The sequence below is a fragment of the Myxococcus sp. MxC21-1 genome (assembly GCF_032612255.1).
Classification (GTDB): domain Bacteria; phylum Myxococcota; class Myxococcia; order Myxococcales; family Myxococcaceae; genus Myxococcus; species Myxococcus virescens.
In genome coordinates, this window is record NZ_CP123278.1 from 1,892,652 (window position 1) to 1,914,081 (window position 21,430).

Consider the following 21,430-nt stretch of genomic DNA (forward strand, 5'->3'; position numbering starts at 1 on the left):
GGCGCCACCTGGGAGCGTCCGGTAGACTCCCAGCGCGTCCCCTGAAAGCCCATCGTTGCGCGCCCTTCCCCCATGGTCGCGCGTGACGCGTGCCCCCATGAAATCTCTTTTCAAGCGACTGCTCCTGTCCGTGCTGGCGTGCTCCGCCGGCTGCGACGTCTTCAACATCGGCGACGCCGAAGGGACCCGTGGCCGCGGCGCGAGGGCGTTCGACCCGTATTCGAGCTCGGCCTCCGGCGCCATCTCCCTGTCCCTGCTGTACTTCAATGGCTGCGCCATCCTGCCCACCGGTGAGCCGGTGTCGGCCGGCTCGCTGGACCTGCCGGACTATCCGGCCACCTGCGAGGCCATGAACAGGATGGGCCAGCAGGTGCCGCCCTCGGCGCGGTTCGAGGTGACGCCGGGCGTCAGCTACTTCATCCGCGAGTTCACCGCGGTGGACGCCGTCACCGACGTCCACACCGACTTCAAGAACCAGCACGCCCCGTCCTTCTGGATGCGCAAGGAGTCGCGCTTCAAGGACCTGGACTGGTCGGGCGTGACGGTCGGCCGGGACGAGTGGACGAACGACTTCGACTCCACCTTCCAGCGCGAGACGTACTACGAGAACGCCGCGTGGATGCGCTCGCTGGACGATACCTTCCTCATCGAGGTGCTCGACGCGGACGGCGCCGTGCGCACCTCCATCACCTACAGCCGCCGTGACTTCATGGGTGAGAGCGCCACCACGGGCCGCACGCGCGCCAGCTGGCTGGTGGCGGACCTGGCGCGGCCTCGCTTCCCGGGAGACCCGGAGGTGAGCCTGCTGCCGGACGGCACCGAGCCCACCTACAAGACGATGGTGAAGGCGTCCTTCTCCGGCGCCACCAACCCGTTCAAGACGCTGACCATGCCGCAGCTCTCCGGCGAGGGACTCATCCGCGTCACCTGGAGCCTGCTGCCCCTCAAGCCCTTCCTCTTCCCCATCGTCTTCACCCCCGAGGCGGAGCGTCCGGCCACCTGCTACCGGCTGGATGAGAGCGGGCTGGCCACCGACGAACAGGTGCCTTGTGGCTTCGGCCTGACGCAGGCGGTGCGCGTCAACCGCCCGGCCAACGGCAGCTACTTCATGCCCGGTGACTCGGTGGACTTCATGGTGTCGCTGCGCGACGGGGACGGCAACGGCCTGCATCCGCGCAACCGGATGCCCAGCTACAACCAGTACATGAGCGAGTCCTCCAACGGCCTCGCGTACTTCAACGAGGAGATGCTGCTGACCTACCGCGAGGCCAGCTCCTCGGAGTCCGGCTTCAAGGTGGTGGGCCCGTTGCAGGACCTGCAGGTGTCGCGCGGCTCCTACACGCTGCCGTACTTCTCCTTCCCGCTCTTCAGCGAGCCGCACTTCTACCTGCCGCCCGGCTCCAACCAGCTCGCGGGCGGCGGTGATGCCCAGCCGCCCACGCACTACACCGTGACGCTGCCGCCGAACGCGAAGGCGGGCACTTACGCCATCCTCCTCAAGGGGCACCGCACCTTCATGGGCGAGCGCCTCAACCGGCTGGACCCCTTCTTCTTCCAGGTGGGCCAGGCCCAGCCCACCACGTACCCGGGCCGCGTCGGCAACTGCCAAGTGTGCCACAACGGGGTGAACTCGCTCTCCAACGTGCACCACGGCATGTCCGTGGACCACGTGGAGGCGTGCAAGACGTGCCACATCGAGGAGGGCTACGGCTACCTGCCGGACGTCATCCACCGCATCCACAACAGCTCGCGCAAGTACAACCAGAACAAGGGTGACTGCACCATGTGTCACCTGACGCGGGAGAGCACGCTGTGGCCCAGCCTGATGAGCTGCAATGGCTGCCACGTGGCGTCGCACGGCACGGAGTACTTCGACCTTCGCTTCGAGCCCATGCAGAACACGCCCAACGGCTACGGCAACTGCGCCGAGTCGTGCCACGTCACCACGCCGCCGGCCGAGCACATCCTCCCGCCCCGCTGAGCCCTCAGAGGAACGCCATGAAGGTTCGCTCTCTCATTGCCTCGACCCTGTCCGCCGCCGTGCTGAGCGCGTGCGCTGATAGCAGCGCACCGCCTCCGCCCAAGCTGGACGCCGAGGCGCCCTACACCGACCTGCCCGCCCGGCGGGTGCCCGTCTCCGGCGTCGTCTTCGATCCGGAGGCGATGTTCTATACCTTCGTCATGTGGCCGCCCGACCCGGAGGACCCGGATGCCGGGCCGCCGCTGCCGGCGCTGCTGTATGGCATGCCCACGGTGATGCGCGCGTCCGTGTGGGGCGCGCAGGTCAGCATGGTGGGGCCCACCGGCGAGGTGGTCGACACCAGCGGCCCCGCGATGCCGCCCTGGGGCAACTTCCAGACGGAAGGCATTCCCTCCGACCCGACGGTGCCGTACCTCATGCGCGCCGAGCCCGCGCCCGGGCTCTCCGTGGGAGCCGCCGACATGTTCCCGGAGGAGGAGGGCCACGCGCCCATCCCCGCGGTGCCGTACTACGCCACCACCAGCCTGCGGCCCATCGCGGCCACCGGGACGCAGTGCCTCATCCAGTCGCCGGCCATCGTGGGCGAGGCGGGCGCGCTCGGCGCGCTGGCGCAGGTCATTTCCGAGGAGACGGGGACGTCCGTCTCCCCGGCCAGCCGGCGGATGCCTCGTCGGGCCGCTCGGTGGCGCTGCTGTGGGTCTACTCGCCCAGCCCGGTGCTGGACGCGTTCCTGTTCCCCAGCGGTGACATCGCGGCGGAGACGACGGCGGGCACGCTGTACGCCATCGACTGGGCGCCGCCGGGCTCGTTCCCGGGCCAGACGGAGATGGGCTACTTCGCGGTTCCCGACGGCATGAGCAGCCTGGGCTACTACGCCCTGGTGGTGCAGCCGGGCGCCCCGAGCGCGCTGACGGTGAGCTTCGTGGACACCCTGGAGGACGAGGAAGAGGGCCGGCCCTGGGAGGTGCCTCCCTTCTTCGTCGAGGGCCTGCCGCCGGGCGTGTCCTTCACGCGCCTGTTCGCCATGGAGGCCTCGCAGCCCGTGGAGGAGAACCCCTACGAGGAGCCCGCGCCGCCGCCGGACTTCGGCTTCCTCTGCTACCCGGAGGGGTGACGCACCCAGGCGCCCACGGCGCTCACCGCGAGGGCTCCACCGCGAGCCCGCGGAAGCGCACCGTGGGCTGCCCGAAAGACACCGGAAGCGGGCCGTGGTCCAGCTTCCGGCAACCGCGCGTGGCGAAGAGGTTCTTCGTGTCCGCGCCCACCGCGTCGATGGCGGCCAGCGCCTCCAGCCCGTTGCCTCGGAGGATGCCGGGGCCCACGCGGCGCCCAGGCCGTCCGTTTCGAATCTCCCGCGCCTCCACGATGTAGAAGCTGAAGTCGCCCGACAGCAGGTCCATCTGCCGGGGCGTGAGGTGCTGCACCAGCAGCCCGTGCGGAATGTCCGCCATCAGCGCCTCCAGGTGGCCCTGGTGCGCGTCCACGCGCGTGTGGGCCATGCGAGGCAGGGGCGGGTGCCGGTAGCTGACGCGCCGTCCGTGTCCGTTGGGCAGGCGGCCCAGCGCGGCGGCGCTGCGTGCATCCAGCAGGGGCGCGTCCACCCGGCCCTCGCGGATGAGTGTCACCGGGAGCGCGGCGTGGCCTTCATCGTCCCAGGCGAAGCCGAGCGCGCCGTGGCCGTCCGTCGGGTCGTCCGAGACGCTGAGGTGCGCGCCGGCCACCTGCTGCCCCAGCCGCCGCGCCGGTATGAGCCGCCGCGCGCGACGACGTCTCCCTCCAGGGGATGCCCGCACACCTCGTGGAAGAAGCAGCCGGAGGCGGCGCCCGGTGGAAAGACGATGGGCAGCACGTCGCGGGGGCAGGGCACCATGGGCGTCGTGTCCCGCAGCTCCCGCGCCATGTTCTCCACGAGCGCTTCCAACGCGGGCAGCGCGGTGCGTGCCCCGGTGACGTCCGGCCAGGCGGCGCAGCGCCACAGCTCCGCCATTCCCGCGCCGGTGTCGTGGAAGGCCTTTACTTCGAGCAGGGCATGGCGCTGGTGGTCTTCTCTCTGGTGCGCGTCGCTGGCGGACAGCGTGCGCCGCTCCACTTCGCGCAGCAGCACGTCCAGGTGCTGGGCGCCCGCGGCCCGCGCTGTCGCCTCCAGTTGGCGGACGAGCGACACCATGGCCTCCGTGTCGCTCGCGAGCCGGGGCTCGGCGTCGAGCAGGGGCGGGCCTGGTGTGCCAGCGCCTCCGGCATGAGGCCGCGCTTCCATCGGGCGCTGGCCACCTGGGCCCATTGCCAGGTCATGCTGTCCGGGGTGGCCTGTCCCATGGACCAGCCCTGGTCGAGCACGGGGGGGATGACGCGGAGCCCGGAACGCTGGTGGAGGACCTCGGTGACTTCGCGCCGCTCCACGAACCAATCCAAGCGAGTGTCCTCCGGCCGGGCACCACGCGGGCTGGCCGTGGCGTCGGTGACGCCCACCGTGAAACGGCGGGCACAGGTTCAGGAGCATACGCCAGACGGCGAGGCGGACCCATGCACGCGCCTGGATTGCGTGCACGCACGGACGGACGGTTGAACCTCCGATACGGATTCCGCGCGACAACGCGGAGCGCCCCCACGCGAGGACGGAGACCGGTATCCTCGCGAGCAGTCCCAGTGTGTGTCGGCGGAGGCAGTGGATGCGGGGCGGTTCCGGTTCCGAGGAGGACAGTGGGGTGGCGGCATGCGCGGGCCTTCAGCCTCGCGAATGGCTGACGTCCGCTGGCGAAGCGCTGGAGGCCTTCACGCGGCACCACGCTCCCTCGCAGGCCGAGCTGTTCCTCGCCGCGGAGCGCAGGCTGTCGTTCGAATACGACGCGGGGACGGGGCGCTCCATCGTCAACCAGGGGGAGACCCTGGATGCCATGGCGCGCGTGAGCTGGGACGCGCGGCAGGGCATGCTGACCGCGCCGGTGGGTGAGGCAGGCGCGCTGCCGTTGCTCCTGGAGCGCACCGCGAGGCAGGCCACTTCAGGACGTGCGAGTCCGCTGCCCGCGCTGCCAGCTCAGAGCGATTCCCCGAGTGTCTCGAGTCCTCCTCCGCTCCAGCCGGAGCGCGCGGCGCGCCGGATGAAACACTTCATCGAGACCGCCGTGCCCCCTGGCAGCGTCGTGCAGGCCGCGCTGCTCACCCAGGTGTCCACGTGGCGCGCCCTGGTGCGCGCCAATGGCGCGCGCCGTGCTCGCACGGAATGGCGCGAGGAACTGTTCGTGCGTTGTGAGACGCCGCGAGGCGCCGTGGTGGACGCGGTGGCGTTTCCCGAAACAGCGGCGGACGACACGGTCATCGTTCCGCTGCGCCATCGACTCGCGGAGGCCGTAGATGCCCTCACGGGCCCCGCGGAGTCGCTGGACCGCGACCTCCCCTGGTGCTGCGGCCGGCCGTGGCCGCGCCTCTCGCGGCGGGGCTCATCTGGTTGCTACGGGGCGACGTGGCCGCCGCCACGCCCGCGCTGGCCCGGGCCGTGGGGCGCAAGGTGTTCCCCTCGGTCCTGAGCGTGGTGGACGACCCGAACCACCCCACGGGCACGCGGCGCGTATCCATGGATGACGAAGGACTCTCCACGGACACGCTGTCGCTGGTCGACGCGGGCGTGCTGCGAGGCTTCCTTCACGCCTCCGACACCGCATCGCGGCTCGGCGCGCCGCTCAACGGGCGCGGCTTCCGCACCACCCTGTCACCCCCCACGCCCGAAGCCGTGAATCCCTCCCTCGTGCCCGGGGAGATTGCCGTGCTCCCCGCGCACTACACGGAACTCGTCGCGCGCGTGGAGACCTTCACCACCATGCCGCGTCCCGGCACCGTCACGGTGGTGGCGGGCGGCTGGGAGGTCCGCGACGGCCGTCGTGTGCGCCGCATCGCTCCGGTGGAACTGGAGCTCCCCGTGCTGGAGACCTTCCGCGCGCTGCGCGGCGTGGGGACGGACCTGACCTTCTTCCCCACCGCCGAGGGCTGTGGCACGCCGACGCTCGTCTTCCCGCCCCTGCTGTCGGGTGTCCAGGGAGGGCAGGCGGCGGTGATGCCCACGTCCCTGGGGGTGGCGCGGGGCCAGCCAGGAGACGCCCGCCCGCCCGCCCTGCGAGCAGGACGCGCGCGGCCTCCGAATCCGGTGCATGCTGCGCGCACGACGCTGGGCCGCCGGTACGAGGCCCCCGGGCCCAGGGAGGCGGCGTCACGGGAGGACACGGATGTCGGGTCAGTCGCTGGCGGCGAAGATGCTGGAAGGGGCGCGGGAGTGGGCAAAGCGATTGCCGAATGCGCTCTCCAACGACATGGCGGTGGACGTGAGCCGCAGGCGGGTGCGCCTGTCGCATGCGCGCGTGGAGACCGTGGTGAGTCAGCTGCTGGCCCGGCTGAAGAACTTCGAGTTGCGGGAGTGGTCCTCGCGGGAGAACGTCTATGACATCCGCTTCTCCGTGCACGGCTGGAAGCTGCGCGTGGAGACGGCGCTGGAGCGCGTGGAGCTGGCCTCCGGGCGCTACCGGCTGTGGTTGAAGACGCCGGGAGTGGTGGAGCTGGAGGAGTCCCGCACGGCGTCGTCGCTGATGATGGGCGTGCTTCGCGCGGGGGCGGGCCGGGCCGCGATGCGGGTGTTGGCGGAGCGGCTGCTGCCGCCCGGCATTCGTTGGGATGGTCAGGTGTTACAAGTGGAAGGGCCGTTGCCCGAAGAAGGCGTACTGCCCGCCCGGCTGTTCGACTCGGCCTCCCTGGCCATGGCCGCCGAGCATCAGTCCGAGGGCTTGTGGCTGGCCGCCGAGGCCTGGCCCGGGCTCATGGACCTGCTCCAGGTGGTGTTTGGCACGGAACTTCCGCGCACGCCCCCCGGCGCCTAGCGGGCCAGGCCAGGAAATCAGCGCCTGGCTGCTCCTCGTTCCGGGAGGGCGGGGGGCCAGTGGTGTCCAGGAATGTGCCCTCCAGGGCGCTCCCCAGGGGCCTCGGGCGCCCCCACATTGAAGGAACGTCCGGCGATGAAGGGGCGTCAGACGATTTTCGGGGCGTGGTGCCACGAGTCAAGGGGCTGGAATTCTTCGGTTCTACGCCACGTTTCCTTCACGCGGCGAACAGCCGGTGGAGATTCGGGGCCTTCCACATTCGACATTGGCCCCTCGACAGGCTAGAGGCTGCCTGTCTCGCTCTATGGGACGGGCTGCGGTCTCGCGCCGCACGCAGAAAGAAGAAGAAACATGGCAACTGGCACCGTGAAATGGTTCAACGACGCGAAGGGCTTTGGCTTTATCGCCCAGGACGACGGTGGGGCCGACGTGTTCTGCCACCACACCGCCATCCAGACGGATGGCTTTCGTACCCTGGCCGAAGGCCAGAAGGTGGAGTTCGAGACCCGGAAGGGCCCCAAGGGCCTCCAGGCCGAGAACGTCCGCGTCGTCGGCTGAGAGCTCAGGCTCAGCACCATCAGCCCGGTCTCCTCACTGCGAGGCCGGGCTTTTGTTTTCAGCGAGGGAGGCTCAATGCAAGGCAGATCCACGAAGCGCCAGAAAGAGCAGGCGCGCAAGCAGCACCAGCAGGAGAAGAACGCGAAGCGCGAGGAGCGCAAGAAGGTCAAGTCCGAGCGCGGGCCGCGCCAGCCGGGTGAGGTCGACCCCGATATCGCGGACATCATCCCCGGTCCCCAGCCGCCGCTGGAGATTTGAGCCCAGTATCGTGCCGCCTGGGCTTGCCACGTCGTCAGTGGTGCCCAGGGCAACCTTCCGGGACGGCGCCTCCGCCCCCGGGAGGACGCAGTATCCACTTCCCCTCACGTCAACGCAGCCAGCGCTCCTGGGCCGCCTTCACGGTCCGGCGGCGCGCAGCACCTCGGCGCGGGTGATGTGGTCCAGGCGGAAGTGGCGGCGCTCCCCGGTGGTGAGGTCCTCCCCGTCGACGCGTGTCTCATGCCGGTTCATGATGACGGACATCACCCGCACGTCGCGGACCGTCTCCAGGAAGTTGCTGTCGACGTAGGTGATGCGCAACGGCTGCTGCTCGAACCACGCCCGCTCCAATGCTTCCCGGACGGGCTTCTTGCTCGGCAGTGACGGCACGCCGATGAACGCCAACTCCCTCAGCCGGGTGAGCAGCTCGCGCTGGGCGGAGGTGGAGAGCGCCGCGCGCACCTTGTCCAGCGCCGACTCCAGCGTGCCCGCGAAGGGCATCAGCCGCATGTCGATGGCGAAGCGCCCCAGCGCGACGATGAGCGCCGCCTCGCGCGCGGTGAAGTTTACCGGCGGCAGGCTGTAGCTGCGATCCAACGCGTAGCCACCGCCACGGCCGCGCTCGGCGGACACCGGCATCGACGAGGCGCGCAGCGAATCCAGGTCCCGGTAGATGGTTCGCACCGTGACGCCGAACCGCTCGGCGAGCACTTCCGCCGTGACACCGGTACGGCGGCCCCGGAGGTATTCGGCGAGGGCGAAGAGACGCTCGGTGCGCTGCATGGAGAGGAAACCTGACATACCACTGTCACACCCCTCCCTCAAGCTGACGTGATGTCCCTGGAGCAACGTGCCTTGCATCCCACGCCGCGAGCGGCTTGCATCGCGCGCGTTCGCGGCACTTCCGCCCGGAGGGACTCCATGGAGGACGAGTGGCTCTGGGGCTGGGACCCCACGCCGGGCATCGTCTCCGTGTGGGCGGAGCCCGACGGCCGCGCCTTCGTCTGGCGCCGCGTCCCGAAGACGGGGGAGCTGCTTCGCGAGGACGTGCGCTTCCGTCCGTGGCTGCTGCTCGCGTCCCTGGAGGACCTGGCGCACCTGGGGCCTCGGCTGCGTCCGGAGTCGGATGGCCCCGCGCGCTACCGGGTGACGTGGCAGGAGCTCGAAGGGCCCGGGGCGTTGCGCTACCTGGTCCGCGGAGATGACGGCCGCGCGCTCACCAGCGCGGTGCTGGAAGGCGCGTCACGTCGCCTGGGCCAGCCGGTGAGTCACCTGAAGGAGCTGGGCGCGAACACGGTGCTCGCGCTGCCTCCGGAGGAGCAGTACCTCACGATGTCGGGCCGCACGTATTTCCGCGACCTCGCCTTCGATGCGCTGCGCCGCATGCAGTTCGACCTGGAGACCACCGGGTTGGACCCGGCGCACCACCGCGTCTTCCTGGTGGCGCTGCGAGGCCCGGACGGCGCGACGGAGACACTCGAAGCCCAGGGGGATGACGACTCGGCGGAGGCGGACCTGCTCTACCACCTGGCGGAGCGCGTGCGCGCCTGGGACCCCGACGTCATCGAGAACCACAACCTGCACGGCTTCGACCTGCCGTTCCTCGCGCGGCGAGCCAGACATCTGGGGGTGTCATTGGCGCTGGGCCGCGCGGGGGCACCGGGCTTGCGGCACCGTCCGTCCGCCAGGGGAGCCGCGCTGGGTCGGCCCGTGCCCGGTGCGCCTCCGGATGCGATGCGCCGCGCACGCTACACCGTGCCCGGCCGTGAGTTCATCGACACGCTGGACGCGGTGCTGCGGCATGACTTCTCCACGAGGGATTTGCCGGGCCATGGCCTCAAGGCCGTCGCGAAGCACCTGGGCACGGCGGGGCCCGAGCGCGAGCACATCCCCGGTGCCCGCGTGTACGACGTCTTCCGCACGGACCCGGCGCGCGTGCGGCGCTATGCGCGTGATGACGTGACGGAGGCGGGCGGCCTCGCGAGGATGCTCGGGGGCGCGGCCTTCGCGCTCGCGCGCATGGCTCCCCGCCGCTACGAGCGGCTGGCGGACGCGGGGCCGGCCACCGGCGTGTTGGACCCGCTGCTCGTCCGCGCCTATCTCCGGGAGGGCGCGGCGCTGCCCGCGCATCAGGAGGGGGATGGCACGTCGCACAGCGGCGCGGCGCTCCACCTGTTCGCCACGGGCGTGGCCCGGCGCATCGTGAAGGCGGACGTCGCCAGCCTCTATCCCTCCCTGATGCGCCAGTACCGGATTGGCCCCAAGCGGGACAGGCTGGGCGTGTTGCTGGCGTTGGTGGACCGCCTGGTGGACCAGCGGTTGGCGGCGAAGGGCAGGGCGCGTGCCGCGGCGCCTGGCTCGCAGGAGCGCTTCACGAACGAGGCGCTGTCGGCGGCGATGAAAATCGTCGTCAACTCCGCCTACGGCTATCTGGGCGCGGTGGGGCTCACGCGCTTCTCGGACGTGCACGCGGCCAACGAGGTGACGCGCCAGGGCCGCGAGGTGCTGGGCCTCCTCTGCCGGGAGCTGGCTCGCCGGGGCGTCACGCTGCTGGAGGCGGACACGGACGGCGTGTACTTCGCCGTCCCGGAGGACTGGCGGGAGGCCGACGAGCGCCGGGTCGTCTCGGAGGTCGCCGCGCTGCTCCCGCCCCGCGTGCAGTTGGAGTTCGACGGGCGCTACGCCGCGATGTTGTCGCACGAACCGAAGAACTACGCGCTCCAGCCGTATGACGCACCGTTGGTGCTCCGGGGCGTGGCCTTCCGCTCCAGCCGCGCGGAGCCCTTCGGCGAGGCCTTCCTGCGCCGCGCGCTGCGCTGCCTCCTGGCGGGAGACATCCCGGGCGTGCGTGAGGTGTACGTCGCGACGGTGATGGCCCTGCGCCGCCGGGAGCTGCCCACGCCGGAGGTCTGCGCGCACGTCCGCCTGACGAAGACGAGCGCCCAGTACCTCGCCCTCCGGCCCCGCCGGCGCGAGCTCCCCTACGAGGCCATGCTGGCCAGCGGCCGGAAGGAATGGCCCTTGGGTGAGCAGGTCCGCGTCTACCGCGCCGTGGGAGGCCGGGCGGGTCTGCTCCCCATTCCGGAGGCGGATGACCCGGGCACGACGCGGCCCCTGTCACGCGAGGAGGACCCGCGCGACTACGACGTGGAGTACTACGTGCGGCTCCTGCGCGAGACGTTCGCCGCGCGGCTGGTGCGCGCGCTGACGCCGGAGGACTTCCGGACGGTGTTCGACGACCCTGGCCAGCCCTCCTCTTCGCGCCCTCGCTCGAGGACGCGAAGCCCATTCTCACGGTGCTGACGGAGCCGCCAGCCGCGCCGGAGGGGCGTAGCCGCGCGGGACGGCTCAGGACACCCCGGCGTGCGTCTGGGCGGAGGACTCGGCCGCGGGGGACTGCTGCGGCGCCAGCGCGGTGCGCTGCAGCCAGCCCGCGAGTCCCAGGAGCACCAGGCCCGAGGTGCGCAGCGTACGGAGCAGCTCCGCGTTCTGCGCCGCGTCTCCGGGCAGCAGGGGCCCCAGCCACATGCGGGCGTCGTAGAAGAGCCACATGGCGCCGGAGATGCCCATGGCCCACCACACCCAGGCCAGCCGTCCGCCGCGCAGCATGTACGCGACGCCCAGGATGGGGGCCACCAGCAGGATGGTCGTCATGTCGGCCAGCGTCGACGCCAGGCTGATGACGGCGGACATGGTGCTGATGGCGTCCGTGCCCAGGTGGCGGACCTCGGTGGCCAGCACGGGCACGCCCACGGCCAGCGCGGCCACGGCCGTCCCCACCCACAGCGCGTTGGAGCGGACGCTGGACGGCGGCTGGAGTCCGGACTGTCGGTACGTCATCGCCAGCAGGATGAGCGCGTACGTCGTGCTGACGTTCGCGAGCACGACGACGAGCATTCGGACGGGCAGCAGCGGTGACTGGGTGAAGGGCACGTCCGGCACTGCGTGGAGCCAGTAGCTGCGCAGCGCGGTGCTGACCAGCGACAGGAGCGCGCCCGCGGCCGGCCGCTCCACACCTTGCGCAGGTAGTCACCCTGCGCGAACGAACAGGCCGCCGCCAGCGTCCCGAGTACGGCCAGCACGCCGCTGCCCCAGCCCGCGACGTCATGCACGAGCGCGAGCGAATGCGGCGCGTCCAGCGCGGAGGCCGCCGCGAAGGCGTGCGCCAACTGGAGCACGAGCACCGCGCCGAACCAGGGCACGATGCTTCCGGCCGCGCGGCCCGTCGACTGAGTGCTCATCGCAGCTTCTCCAAGGAGGCGGAAATCTCCGCCAGGATGACCTTCGCGTGCAGGGCGCCGATGAAGGTGTTCAGCATGGGCTTGAGGCCTTCGAGCAACTGCGGGAGGTCTTCTCGCTTGAGCTGCTCGGGGGGCCGCTTGAGGGTCCGCAGGGCGGCGGTCTGGATGGCCATCTTCGCGGTGAACCCGCCGAGGAGTGGTTCCAGGTGCCGCACGAGCGTGTCGTGCCAGCCGGCGGGGGAGGTCTGGGAGGTCGAAGGGAGAATCGCGCCACCTCCTGGTGGAAACCTGGAGCGTAGGCAGATTCCAGCCCGCACACGAGGGGCACACCCTGTCTGGCCATGCGGAATCCCTCTCGTTATACAGGTTTTTCTTTGAGAACATGGACCTGAGCCGGGCCCGGCGGGCGGGAGCTGCGGTGCTGACAGTTTTTCCCGGAGGTGACGCGCCGGGGGCGCCCCCTAGAATGCGCCGGCTCGTTCCGTGAGAACCCATGAACGCCCCACATCTTCGTGATGCCCCGCCGCCCTCCGTGACAGCCGTCCCCCGTCCGCATGCCGTTCGAGCGCCTGCGCCGCGGAGGTACTGGGACTGGCTCAAGATGGGGCTGGGGGCCCTGCTGGCCCTGTGGGGGGCGAACCTCGTCTTCGTCGGCGCGCTGGGCGTGATGGTGGGCGCCGTGCAAAGCGTCTCTCCGGACGAGGGGAAGACGACCGCGGATGGCGTGGGCATCCTGCTGGTCGCGGCGGTGTTCTTCGCCGTGGGCCGCTTCGCGTGGAAGAAGGGGCTGTCTCCCTTCCGGACCGCGCGCCGCCGCGAGCAGCTGCTGGGCTTCATCCGCGCGCAGACGCGCATCCGCGTCAGTGACGTGGCCGAGCAGCTCCGGTTCCCGGAGGAGGAGGTCGCGGCGATGCTCACCACGCTCATCGCCCGTCACGAGGTGGACCTCGTCTACCTCGCCGACTCGCGCGTTTACCTTCACCGCGAAGCTTTGGAGCGGGGGAAGAACGTCGCCCGGCGTTGTCCCTCGTGTGATGCCCCCGTGAGCGCGGAGGCCGTCCAGCCGGGGGACAAGGTGGTTTGCGCCTACTGCGCCGCGCCGTTCCTCGTGGCGTAGGACAACAGACCTCCCCTTGCGGTGCGTTCGGGTTGCCGGGACCCTGAATCTTTGGCAATCGGAAGGCGCACAGCGCCGTAGTGGCTCCGTCATTCGACGAGATGCCAGGTCATCCAGGGGAGGTCCGATGAGGAAAGTATTCGGAGCGGTAGCACTGGCCGCGTTCACCGGCTGCGCGACCACGCAGGAAGCCCAGAAGCCGGAGACACCGCCCGCCGTCGAAGCGGCGAAGGTGGAAGCGCCCGCCGAACAGCCGAAGCTTCAGGTCCCCGTGGACTACTACAAGCTCGACAACGGCTTGAAGGTGGTCCTCTCGCGCGACAGCTCGGCGCCCAAGGCCGTCGTCGCCGTCTATTACAACATCGGCTTCCGCATCGAGCCGAAGGACCGCACCGGGTTCGCGCACCTGTTCGAGCACATGATGTTCCAGGGCTCGACGAACCTCGGGAAGATGGAGTTCATCCGCCTCATCCAGAAGAACGGCGGCGTGCTCAACGGCTCCACCCGCTTCGACTTCACCAACTACTTTGAAGTCATCCCCTCCAACGCGCTGGAGCCCATCCTCTGGGCCGAGGCCGATCGCATGCGCGGGCTCGATGTGACGGAGGAGAACCTGAAGAACCAGCAGGGCGTGGTGACGAACGAGGTGAAGGTCAACGTCCTCAACCAGCCTTATGGCGGCTTCCCGTGGCTGGACATGCCGCAGGTGGCGAACACCAACTGGTACAACGCCCACAACTTCTACGGCGACTTGAAGGACCTGGAGGCCGCCTCGCTGGAGGACGTGCGCGCCTTCTTCAAGACGTACTACGCGCCCAGCAACGCGGCGCTGGTCATCGTCGGTGACTTCGAGCCGGACCAGGTGAAGGGCTGGATTCAAAAGTACTTCGGGCCGCTGCCCACCGTGGCGCAGCCGTCGAAGCCGGACATCTCCGAGCCTCGCCAGACGAAGGAGAAGCGCCACGACAAGCAGGACAAGCTGGCGCAGCGTCCGGCGCTCGCGGTGGGCTACCACATGCCCGACGTGGGGACGCCCGAGTACTTCGCCATGGCGCTGGTCGACGAGGTCCTCCTGCGCGGCAACGACAGCGCGCTCTACCAGCAGCTCGTGCAGAAGAAGGGCCTGACGGGCGAGGTCTCCGGCGGGGTGAACCAGCTGGGCAACCACTGGAACTACAACGGCCCCATGCAGTGGACCGCGTACCTGTTCCATGACGCGGACACGACGACGGACACCATCCTCGCGGAGTTCGACGCCGTGGTGGCGCAGCTGCAGAATCAGCCCATCGACGCGGCGACCCTGGAGCGGGCGCGGGTGAAGGCACGCTCGCGGCTGTATGGCCAGTTGGAGGGCTTCCTCGGCTTCGGCCGCGCGGACCTGCTGGCGTCCTTCGCGCTCTTCTTCGACGACCCGGCGCGCATCAACCGGCTGGAGTCGGAGCTGATGAAGGTGACGCCGGAGCTCATCCAGAAGACGGCGAAGGAGTATCTGCGCCGTGAGAACCGCACCGTGCTGACGGTGACGCCCGCCGCGGCGACCGCCACCCAGACGCAGGCCCCCTGAGGACACGCACCCATGACCACGCACTCAATTCGCACCCGCCTTGTCGCGCCCGCGCTGATGGTGCTCGGGATGCTGTCCGCGCCTGCCTTCGCGGCCGCTCCCGCCTCGGCGCCCACCAAGGAAGTGCCTCCGGCCGCCGCCGCGCCCAAGCCCTTCAAGGTCCCCGTCCGCACGGAGTTCAAGCTCGACAACGGGCTGGAAGTCTCGCTGCTGCCCTATGGCGACATGCCGAAGGTCGCCATCCAGTTGGCCATCGACACCGGCAACATCCACGAGAAAGCCACGGAGACGTGGCTGGCGGACCTGACGGGCAAGCTGCTGTCGGAGGGCACCACCACCCGTTCCGCGGAGCAGATTGCCCAGGCGGCCGCGCAGCTGGGTGGTTCGCTCAACATCGGCACGACGATGGACCAGACCTACGTCGGTCTGGAGGTCCTCTCCGAGTCGGCGCCGGACGCCGTGGCCCTCATCGCGGACGTCATCCAGAACCCGGCCTTCCCGCCGGCGGAGGTCGAGCGCGTCAAGGGCGACCTCGTGCGGGAGATGGCCATCTACAAGAGCCGGCCGGGCACGCTCGCCGACGAGCGGCTGCTCCAGTCGCTCTACGGTGACCACCCGTATGGCCGCTACTTCCCGCCGGAGGCCCAGCTCAAGGGCTACACGCCGGAGGCCGTCCGCGCGCACTACGACGCCAACATCGGCGCGGCCCGGGCGCGGCTGTACGTCGTCGGCCGGTTCGAGCCGGCGCCGGTGGAGCAGGCCATCCGGGCCGCGTTCACCGGCTGGAAGGCCGGCGCGGCGCGGCTCCAGAACGTGCCCAAGCAGAAGGTGGCGAAGGCGGTCCAGTTCATCGACCGCCCCGGCTCGGTGCAGTCCACGGTGCGCGTGGCGGTGAAGGGTCTGCCGCCCTCCAGCCCGGACTACGTCAAGCAGACGGTGATGAACACGCTGCTCGGCGGCTACTTCAGCTCGCGCATCACCGCGAACATCCGCGAGGCGAAGGGCTACACGTATTCGCCCTACAGCGAGGTGTCCACGCACCTGGAGGACGCCTACTGGGTGCAGAACGCGGACGTGACGACGGCCGTCACCGGTGAGTCGCTGAAGGAGATCCTCAAGGAGGTGGCCACCCTGCGCAAGACGCCGCCGCCCGTGGACGAGCTGAGCGCCGTCCAGAGCTACCTGGCGGGCTCCTTCCTGCTCCAGAACTCGTCGCGCAGCGGCATCATCAACCAGCTCCGCTTCGTGGACCTGCACGGCCTGCCGGATTCGTACCTGCAGAACTACGTGCAGGCGGTGATGGCCGTCACGCCGGAGCAGGTGCAGCAGCTGGCCGCGAAGATGCTGACGCGTGAGGCGATGACCTTCATCGTCGTGGGCGACCAGAAGGTGGTGGCGCCGCAGCTGAAGGTCGTGTCCCCCGCGCTGAAGTAGGTCCCGGGAGGGCGGAGGCCATCGTGGGCCTCCGCCTTCCTCCCATGGTGTCCCTACTCGGGGCGGGCCGTGACGCCGTCCGGGTAGAGTGACTCGGGGGCGAGCTGGCACGTGTGCCGGACGTAGTGCTCGAACCAGTCCAGGAACGTCGTGAAGGTGGCGACGTGGGCCGTCTGCTGTTCGGCCCAGACGAACTGCCCCGAGTCCTGGAGCTGGGCCCATGTCAGGTCGCCCATGTGGTTGAGGACGATGGCGGGCGCCGTCAACGCACCTCCGCTCGCCGCGACACACCACTGCGCGTCCCGGGGCAGCACGTCGCACGTCGCGAGGGCGTAGAGGTGCGTGGTGGACAGGGGGCGGTTGCCCAGCGTCACGTCCGCGGGAATGCGGACCCAGCGCGTTTCTTCCAGCACCTCGTCCGGTGAGTACACCCGGAAGTTGGCGGGCAGGGGCGTCCAGGCGCCGCCATCATCCCAGTCGCGGAACTCGACGCGCGCGAAGGCGCAGCGCCGCCAGAATTCGCGGAGCCCCGCGGGCAGCACGGGCCTTCCGTTGGACGACGGGATGCCGAGCAGCTCCGGCACCAGGTCGATGTCTTCGTCCGGTACGGGAGGGCCCAGGACGAGCCTTCCGCCAAACCCCTTCGCCCAGGCTTCCACGCTCTCCAGCAACTCCCGGTAACGCGATTGCAGCGCCTGCTCGTGCATGGGCCGCAGCCTACGTCTGGAGCATTGAGAGTCCAGATTCACCGTGCCTTGATACGTGGCCATGTCCCTGCTCGATGACTTGCTCAAGAAAAGCTCGCTCCACACGCGCTGCGGCACCATGGCGAAGCGGGCCGCGCTCAAGGCGAAGCTGACGAACTCCGGTGCCACGGAGGTGGTGTCCAAAGACCTGAAGCTCTCCGAGGGCGATGACCGCGTCCTGGAAGCGTCACGCGTCGTGGTGAAGGGCAATCTCGTCCTGGAGGACCAGTCCCGGCTGCTCGTCGCGGGCGACCTGGTGGTGGAGGGCAACATCATCCACGAGGGCTTCGACTACGCGCTGCTCTTCACGGGCGGCGCGCTCTCCGCGAAGAACCTGCTCTTCCACGGCGAACTGGTGTCGCTGGGCGCCATCACCGTGCAGGAGGTGGCGTGGACCTACTACAACGACTATTCGACCTACGCGGATTCTCTGAAGGCGAGAATCGTCGTGGCGGATGACCGCTTCGATGCCGTGGATGACGTGCGGGCGGACCAATGCCTGGTCGGACACAGCAGTGTCATTGGTCCGGAGCTGGCGAAGCTGCTGAGCGCGGACGTGGTGAGCCAGGACGGAGGCTGGTCCTACGAAGATGTCGCGAAGCGGCTTCGTCGCAAGCGGTCGCTGCTGCGTTGAGCGCCATGGACTGCGCGCGGCAACGCGCTACCGTGCGCGCACCAGGGCTCGTCCTGGTCCGTGGTTGGAGTTCGCATGGCGAAGACGTCGAGTGAGAGCACGGTGGCGGAAGCGGTGGAACGGCTCAAGTCCTTCGTGGAGGAGAAGGAAGACATGTCCGTGGAGTTCTCCGAGCCCGTGACCGCCGAGGAGGTGGCGGAGCTGGAGGAGACGTACAAGCTGCCACTGCCTCCCAGCTACGTGCGTTTCATCCGCACGCACGGCACGTTCAAGGTGCTGTACGGCGGACAGGAGCTCATTGGCATGGAGGAGCCGGGCTTCCTGCGCGCGGCCGCGCCGGACCCGTCGGACGCGGTGGATGGCGACGACTCCGATGTGGCGGACGCCATCAACGAGGCGCTGTTCTTCCAGCGCAAGGATGACGACGCGGTGGAGAACTTCTGGTGCTTCAATCCGCGTGACCGCACGCCGGAAGGCGAGCTCGGTGTCGTCGCCTACAACCACGACGAGACCTTCGGGCTTCCTCAGTTGCTGGGCACGAAGCACGCCGAGCACTTCCGGGACTTCTCGACGCACATCGTCACCGTCATCGACGATTTCATCGAGACCTACGCGAACGAGTAATCCCGCGCCGGGCGGACGCGCCTGGCAGCGCGGGAAGACCGGACAGGCTGAATCGTCCGCAAGCGCTGCGTCTTGACCGACGCACCGGTGAGCGCCTCCTTTTGTAAGGGGGCGCCCTTGGACTCCGCGTCGCCGTGACTCAGAGGCAGTTGCCCAGACCTTCGTAGAGGGTGGTCTGGGTGCGCGGCAGCGTGGCGTAGAGCGGCGCCGGGCCCGCGAGCGCCGTCAGGAACTCCTGAATCGTGGTGCGCGGGGCGACAGGCACCTGGCAGGCCCAGGTCCGCGCATCCACCGTCACCGCGCCCGTCGCCGGGTCGACTTCCTCGTTGCTGGCGGCGAACACCCAGACGCACTGGCCCATCCGGCCCGTCAGGGCATTCACGGAGCAGCGGAAGCGCAGCGACTCGATGTTGCTGTATTCGCCCTCGCAGAACGTGTCGCCACAGATGTCATCGAAGTTCTGCTTGAGGGAGGCGCGGAGCTGGTACCACGCCTCGATGTCCGCCTCCGACGTCAGGTAGGCGGAGACGTCCACATACTGGCTGGTGACCGTGTTCCCGGACGCCAGGGCAGACATCGGCGCAAGAAAAGACAGACTCAGGGCGGCAATGGAAAGCGGGGAGGAGAGGGTCATGCGGCCTATTTAGTCCGTCCTCCACGTTTGTGAATCCACCCCCCATGAGTTGACACGGAGTTTTGACTGCACTCCGATAGGAATTCTCCATTCCTGGCACCCCGGCCGAAGCCCAGGCTTTGTGGGCCTGGGCCTCGGCCGGGGAGGGCCGCCTCAGTCCTTCTTCAGCTGGAGGAGCTCCCAGCCGCCGTCCGGATGGAGATTCATCGGGTTCGCGGTGCCGACGTAGAGCGCCTTCCTGTCGCTCACCAGCGTGCGAACGCCGTCATTCGTGTCGTTGCCCAAGCCCCTCAGCGACTCCGCCACCGCGCTCTTTCTGCCCCCATGTGCTGCCCTGGCGCTCGCGATGCCCGCTGTAGACAGTCACGCATCCATCGTGGGCAGCCATAAGCAATCGGGGTGCCGTTCCAAGGGTGTCGGTGGGAAGATTCGTGTCCCCGTCGCGGGGGCAGGCGAGCACGGCGCTCGCGCCCCCGGGAACAGGTGCCATGGTGTCTGGTCAATGCCCGCGCGTGTCGGCAGTGGCCGTTGCTTCACACGGGGGGCGTTTTGACACCCCAGGGAGGGCATTTCTTGTGGAGTCATGGGCCACGCTGCGTGCACAGCGCGGTCCCTTGCCCTCGCCGGGTCATGGCAGGAAGGCGTCCTTCACCGCGTCGAGCAGCGGATTGGCGCCAGTCTGTGGGTCGGTGCATCCCTGGTTGATGGTCCAGATGATGGTGCCTCCATATCCGTTGTCATGGGCGAAGGCGCCCTTGGCGGCAATGGTTTGGGGTGAGTCATACGAAATCCACCGCACCGTGCCGTCCTCCACGGGGACGTCGAAGGTGACGTAGCTGGCCTTCGCCGCCTCGTCCCAGTGGTAGACGCCCGTCGCCGACAGCTGGAGAATCTTGCTGTATGTGAAGGAATTGTCGCTGCCCACGTAGTCGGACCAGTCCGTGTACGGCTGATACGGGCCGGTGATGTTCCGCCACGCCATGCCATAGAACGGGATGCCCATGCCCAGCTTGCTCTTGGGGATGCCCGCGTTGGCCCAGGCGCTGAGGCTGGAGGATACGGACGTGGGGTGGTTGCCCGACTCGCCCGTGAGCGCGGAGGTGTACCAGGACAGCCAGCCGCCCCAGGGGCCCGTCATCTCGTAGGTCATCACGTTCATCTGGTCCAGGTAGGGGACCAGGTTGGTGAACCACGGGTCCGCATCCTCGGGGAAGTTGCTGTTGACCCAGCCGATGGGCATGGTGAGCAGCATCTGCGGCCGGGCCGTGCGCAGCGCCTGTATCAGCGCGAGCAACGCCGGCTTGTCCGCCTGTTCCACCGGCTCCCAGTCGATATCCAGGCCGTCATAGCCAAAGGTATCCATCGCGTTGAGCAGGTTCTGGACGAACTGGGCGCGGTTCGCGTTGGACGCCGCGCCCACCCAGCCGTCGTGCTCACCCGCGCCGCCCACCATGATGATGGCCTTGCGTCCGGCCGCGTGCGCCCGCGTGGACAGCGTCCGCGCGATGGCCGGGCCATTCGAGTTGTCGAACTGGGTGTTCACCGTCCCATCCGGATTGGGAGTGACGCGGCCGACGAGGATGTGCGTGAGCGCGGAGAAGTCCACCTTCTCCGGCGGGTACATGTCGGCGTTCCAGCCGGTGTAGTAACCCGACACCCACGTGCCGCTCGGCGGCGGGGGCGTGTTCGGGACGGTGACGGTGGCCACCGCCGACTTCGTGGGGTCGGCCTGGCTCGTCGCGACCACGTGGTAGGTGCCCGCGATGGCCGGAGCGGTGTACAGGCCCGCCTGCGTGACGGTGCCTCCCGCCGCGCCCTCCTGCACGGACCACGTCACCGCCGTGTTGGTGCTGCCCGTCACCGTGGCCGTGAAGGCCTGCGTCCCCCGGCCGGAACCGTGGCGGAGGTGGGGGTGATGGCCACCTCCACGGGTGGAGGCGGCGCGGCCATGCCACGCACGCCCAGCTCGTCGAAGTAGAGCGTGGGCAGGCTCAGTCCCCGGCCTTCCTGGAGAACCAGGCCCGTCAGCCGTGCCCCCTGCGGCGCCAGGAGGGAGATGGGAACGGTGCACGTCACCCAGGTGTTGGCGCGGATGCGGCCTCCGGTGCAGTACGGCCCCAGCTCGGTGCCAGGCGTGAAGGCGCCATTCACCACGGCCCGGGTCAACACCACCGCGTTGTTGCCGCCCGTCCCGCCATGCACGCGCAGGGTGAGCGTCATGCCCGCGTTCGAGGTGAGCGGCGATGTATTGAAATACAGCGCCTCCCAGGCGCGCATCGTCACGGAGATGGAGTAGCGCCCCGCCGCGACAGGGGAGGTGTTGGTGAGTGAGTGGGGGGCCCAGGAGTAGTCCTGCCACGGTGCTTCCATGGCATCGCGGTAGATCCAACTCGTCGTGACGGGGACCAGCTCGGGGGGCTCGCCTTCGTTCCCGTCAACCACTGCCGCGGGAGGCCTTGCTTCCGCCTGGGCGGCCCACGCCGCGCTGCCGCCAGAAGCCAGGACCATGGCCATCCATGAAACCAACCATACGACCAACCGGTTCATTCGCTTCTCCTGTCGAGGCCCGTCGGAATTCCTCGCTCACTCGCGGTGAGCCGTGCTACACGGTCTCGTTGCCTGACTGAGATTGACGGGCCTCGGGCAACCTGGGGGAGGAGCCCTTCATGGCAAAGCCCTCCCCAAGGTCGCCTCAATCACTGTCAATGTGACAGTGGGAATTTATTTATCTGGGAGGTGTCTCGGATTCCGCATCCGGGCGCCGGACAGGCGCCTCG

Annotated in this window: 20 protein-coding genes and 3 pseudogenes; 14 read left to right on the forward strand and 9 right to left on the reverse strand. The window is 69.2% G+C overall.

Translation table 11 applies throughout. The features are described from left to right. Positions 1-97: 97 nt before the first annotated feature. Genes QEG98_RS08940 through QEG98_RS08950 form a run of 3 tightly spaced genes read left to right on the forward strand, consistent with a single transcriptional unit; the run spans position 98 to position 3,095 of the window. Positions 98-1,981 (forward strand): hypothetical protein, encoded by a 1,884-nt coding sequence (locus QEG98_RS08940; protein ID WP_316566403.1) that lies wholly within the window; start codon positions 98-100, stop codon positions 1,979-1,981. A gap of 17 nt (positions 1,982-1,998) precedes the next feature. After that, positions 1,999-2,838, forward strand: a complete 840-nt coding sequence (locus QEG98_RS08945; protein WP_316566404.1) for a hypothetical protein — start codon at positions 1,999-2,001, stop codon at positions 2,836-2,838. After that, positions 2,835-3,095, forward strand: a complete 261-nt coding sequence (locus QEG98_RS08950) for a hypothetical protein (RefSeq protein ID WP_316566405.1) — start codon at positions 2,835-2,837, stop codon at positions 3,093-3,095. Before QEG98_RS08945 ends, QEG98_RS08950 begins: the two co-directional genes overlap by 4 nt. Positions 3,096-3,117: 22 nt before the next feature. Here the strand turns inward: QEG98_RS08950 and QEG98_RS08955 are convergent, their stop codons facing one another. Then, on the reverse strand, positions 3,118-3,702 hold the full coding sequence (locus tag QEG98_RS08955) for a metallopeptidase TldD-related protein (RefSeq protein ID WP_316566406.1): 585 nt from the start codon (positions 3,700-3,702) through the stop codon (positions 3,118-3,120). Then, positions 3,603-4,148 carry a hypothetical protein gene (locus tag QEG98_RS08960; RefSeq protein ID WP_316566407.1) on the reverse strand — a complete coding sequence of 182 codons (546 nt, stop codon included), beginning with the start codon at positions 4,146-4,148 and terminating at the stop codon, positions 3,603-3,605. Before QEG98_RS08960 ends, QEG98_RS08955 begins: the two co-directional genes overlap by 100 nt. Positions 4,149-4,686: 538 nt before the next feature. On the opposite strand from QEG98_RS08960, the gene QEG98_RS08965 reads away from it, so the two are divergent. The 5 genes and pseudogenes from QEG98_RS08965 to QEG98_RS08985 all read left to right on the forward strand — a co-directional run bounded on the left by QEG98_RS08965 (position 4,687) and on the right by QEG98_RS08985 (position 7,659). Then, the gene (locus QEG98_RS08965) at positions 4,687-5,505 is read left to right on the forward strand and encodes a hypothetical protein (RefSeq protein WP_316566408.1); all 819 of its coding nucleotides are present in this window, start codon (positions 4,687-4,689) and stop codon (positions 5,503-5,505) included. Next, positions 5,394-5,927: pseudogene (locus QEG98_RS08970) on the forward strand (metallopeptidase TldD-related protein); the annotation flags it as partial. The gene QEG98_RS08965 and the pseudogene QEG98_RS08970, both read left to right, overlap by 112 nt. Before the next feature lie 271 nt (positions 5,928-6,198). After that, entirely contained in the window at positions 6,199-6,843 is a 645-nt protein-coding gene (locus tag QEG98_RS08975) for a hypothetical protein (RefSeq protein ID WP_316566409.1), read from the forward strand. A gap of 351 nt (positions 6,844-7,194) precedes the next feature. Then, positions 7,195-7,401 (forward strand): cold-shock protein, encoded by a 207-nt coding sequence (locus QEG98_RS08980; protein WP_011551728.1) that lies wholly within the window; start codon positions 7,195-7,197, stop codon positions 7,399-7,401. 75 nt (positions 7,402-7,476) lie between these two features. Further along, positions 7,477-7,659, forward strand: a complete 183-nt coding sequence (locus tag QEG98_RS08985; RefSeq protein ID WP_011551729.1) for a hypothetical protein — start codon at positions 7,477-7,479, stop codon at positions 7,657-7,659. A 138-nt stretch (positions 7,660-7,797) separates the two neighbouring features. Here QEG98_RS08985 and QEG98_RS08990 read toward each other — a convergent pair whose 3' ends face one another. Next, entirely contained in the window at positions 7,798-8,442 is a 645-nt protein-coding gene (locus tag QEG98_RS08990) for a helix-turn-helix transcriptional regulator (RefSeq protein WP_090486903.1), read from the reverse strand. 138 nt (positions 8,443-8,580) lie between these two features. Between QEG98_RS08990 and QEG98_RS08995 the strand changes: the two are divergent. Further along, a pseudogene (locus QEG98_RS08995) lies at positions 8,581-10,985 on the forward strand (DNA polymerase domain-containing protein); the annotation flags it as partial. Positions 10,986-11,007: 22 nt separating this feature from the next. Here the strand turns inward: QEG98_RS08995 and QEG98_RS09000 are convergent. After that, entirely contained in the window at positions 11,008-11,673 is a 666-nt protein-coding gene (locus tag QEG98_RS09000) for a hypothetical protein (RefSeq protein ID WP_316568087.1), read from the reverse strand. 223 nt (positions 11,674-11,896) lie between these two features. After that, on the reverse strand, positions 11,897-12,115 hold the full coding sequence (locus tag QEG98_RS09005) for a hypothetical protein (RefSeq protein WP_002639318.1): 219 nt from the start codon (positions 12,113-12,115) through the stop codon (positions 11,897-11,899). Between the two features lie 317 nt (positions 12,116-12,432). Between QEG98_RS09005 and QEG98_RS09010 the strand changes: the two genes are divergently transcribed. The 3 genes from QEG98_RS09010 (at position 12,433) to QEG98_RS09020 (ending at position 16,015) form a co-directional block, all read left to right on the forward strand. Further along, entirely contained in the window at positions 12,433-13,017 is a 585-nt protein-coding gene (locus QEG98_RS09010) for a hypothetical protein (protein ID WP_316566410.1), read from the forward strand. A gap of 127 nt (positions 13,018-13,144) precedes the next feature. Further along, complete coding sequence (locus QEG98_RS09015) at positions 13,145-14,581, forward strand: pitrilysin family protein (protein ID WP_316566411.1); 1,437 nt, start codon at positions 13,145-13,147, stop codon at positions 14,579-14,581. Positions 14,582-14,593: 12 nt separating this feature from the next. Next, positions 14,594-16,015 (forward strand): pitrilysin family protein, encoded by a 1,422-nt coding sequence (locus QEG98_RS09020; protein ID WP_316566412.1) that lies wholly within the window; start codon positions 14,594-14,596, stop codon positions 16,013-16,015. A gap of 53 nt (positions 16,016-16,068) precedes the next feature. On the opposite strand, the gene QEG98_RS09025 is transcribed toward QEG98_RS09020, so the two are convergent. After that, positions 16,069-16,722, reverse strand: coding sequence for a hypothetical protein (locus QEG98_RS09025; RefSeq protein WP_316566413.1), 654 nt, complete (start codon positions 16,720-16,722; stop codon positions 16,069-16,071). A gap of 61 nt (positions 16,723-16,783) precedes the next feature. Here QEG98_RS09025 and QEG98_RS09030 point away from each other — a divergent pair, with 61 nt between their 5' ends. Next, positions 16,784-17,395 (forward strand): hypothetical protein, encoded by a 612-nt coding sequence (locus QEG98_RS09030; protein WP_316566414.1) that lies wholly within the window; start codon positions 16,784-16,786, stop codon positions 17,393-17,395. A 75-nt stretch (positions 17,396-17,470) separates the two neighbouring features. Then, complete coding sequence (locus QEG98_RS09035) at positions 17,471-18,019, forward strand: SMI1/KNR4 family protein (protein WP_316566415.1); 549 nt, start codon at positions 17,471-17,473, stop codon at positions 18,017-18,019. Between the two features lie 139 nt (positions 18,020-18,158). Here the strand turns inward: QEG98_RS09035 and QEG98_RS09040 are convergent, their stop codons facing one another. From QEG98_RS09040 to QEG98_RS09050, 3 genes and pseudogenes are all read right to left on the reverse strand, one after another. Further along, the gene (locus QEG98_RS09040; RefSeq protein WP_316566416.1) at positions 18,159-18,653 is read right to left on the reverse strand and encodes a hypothetical protein; all 495 of its coding nucleotides are present in this window, start codon (positions 18,651-18,653) and stop codon (positions 18,159-18,161) included. A gap of 153 nt (positions 18,654-18,806) precedes the next feature. Beyond that, entirely contained in the window at positions 18,807-18,938 is a 132-nt protein-coding gene (locus tag QEG98_RS09045; RefSeq protein ID WP_316566417.1) for a hypothetical protein, read from the reverse strand. A gap of 343 nt (positions 18,939-19,281) precedes the next feature. Next, a pseudogene (locus tag QEG98_RS09050) lies at positions 19,282-21,167 on the reverse strand (glycosyl hydrolase family 18 protein). Between the last annotated feature and the right edge of the window lie 263 nt (positions 21,168-21,430).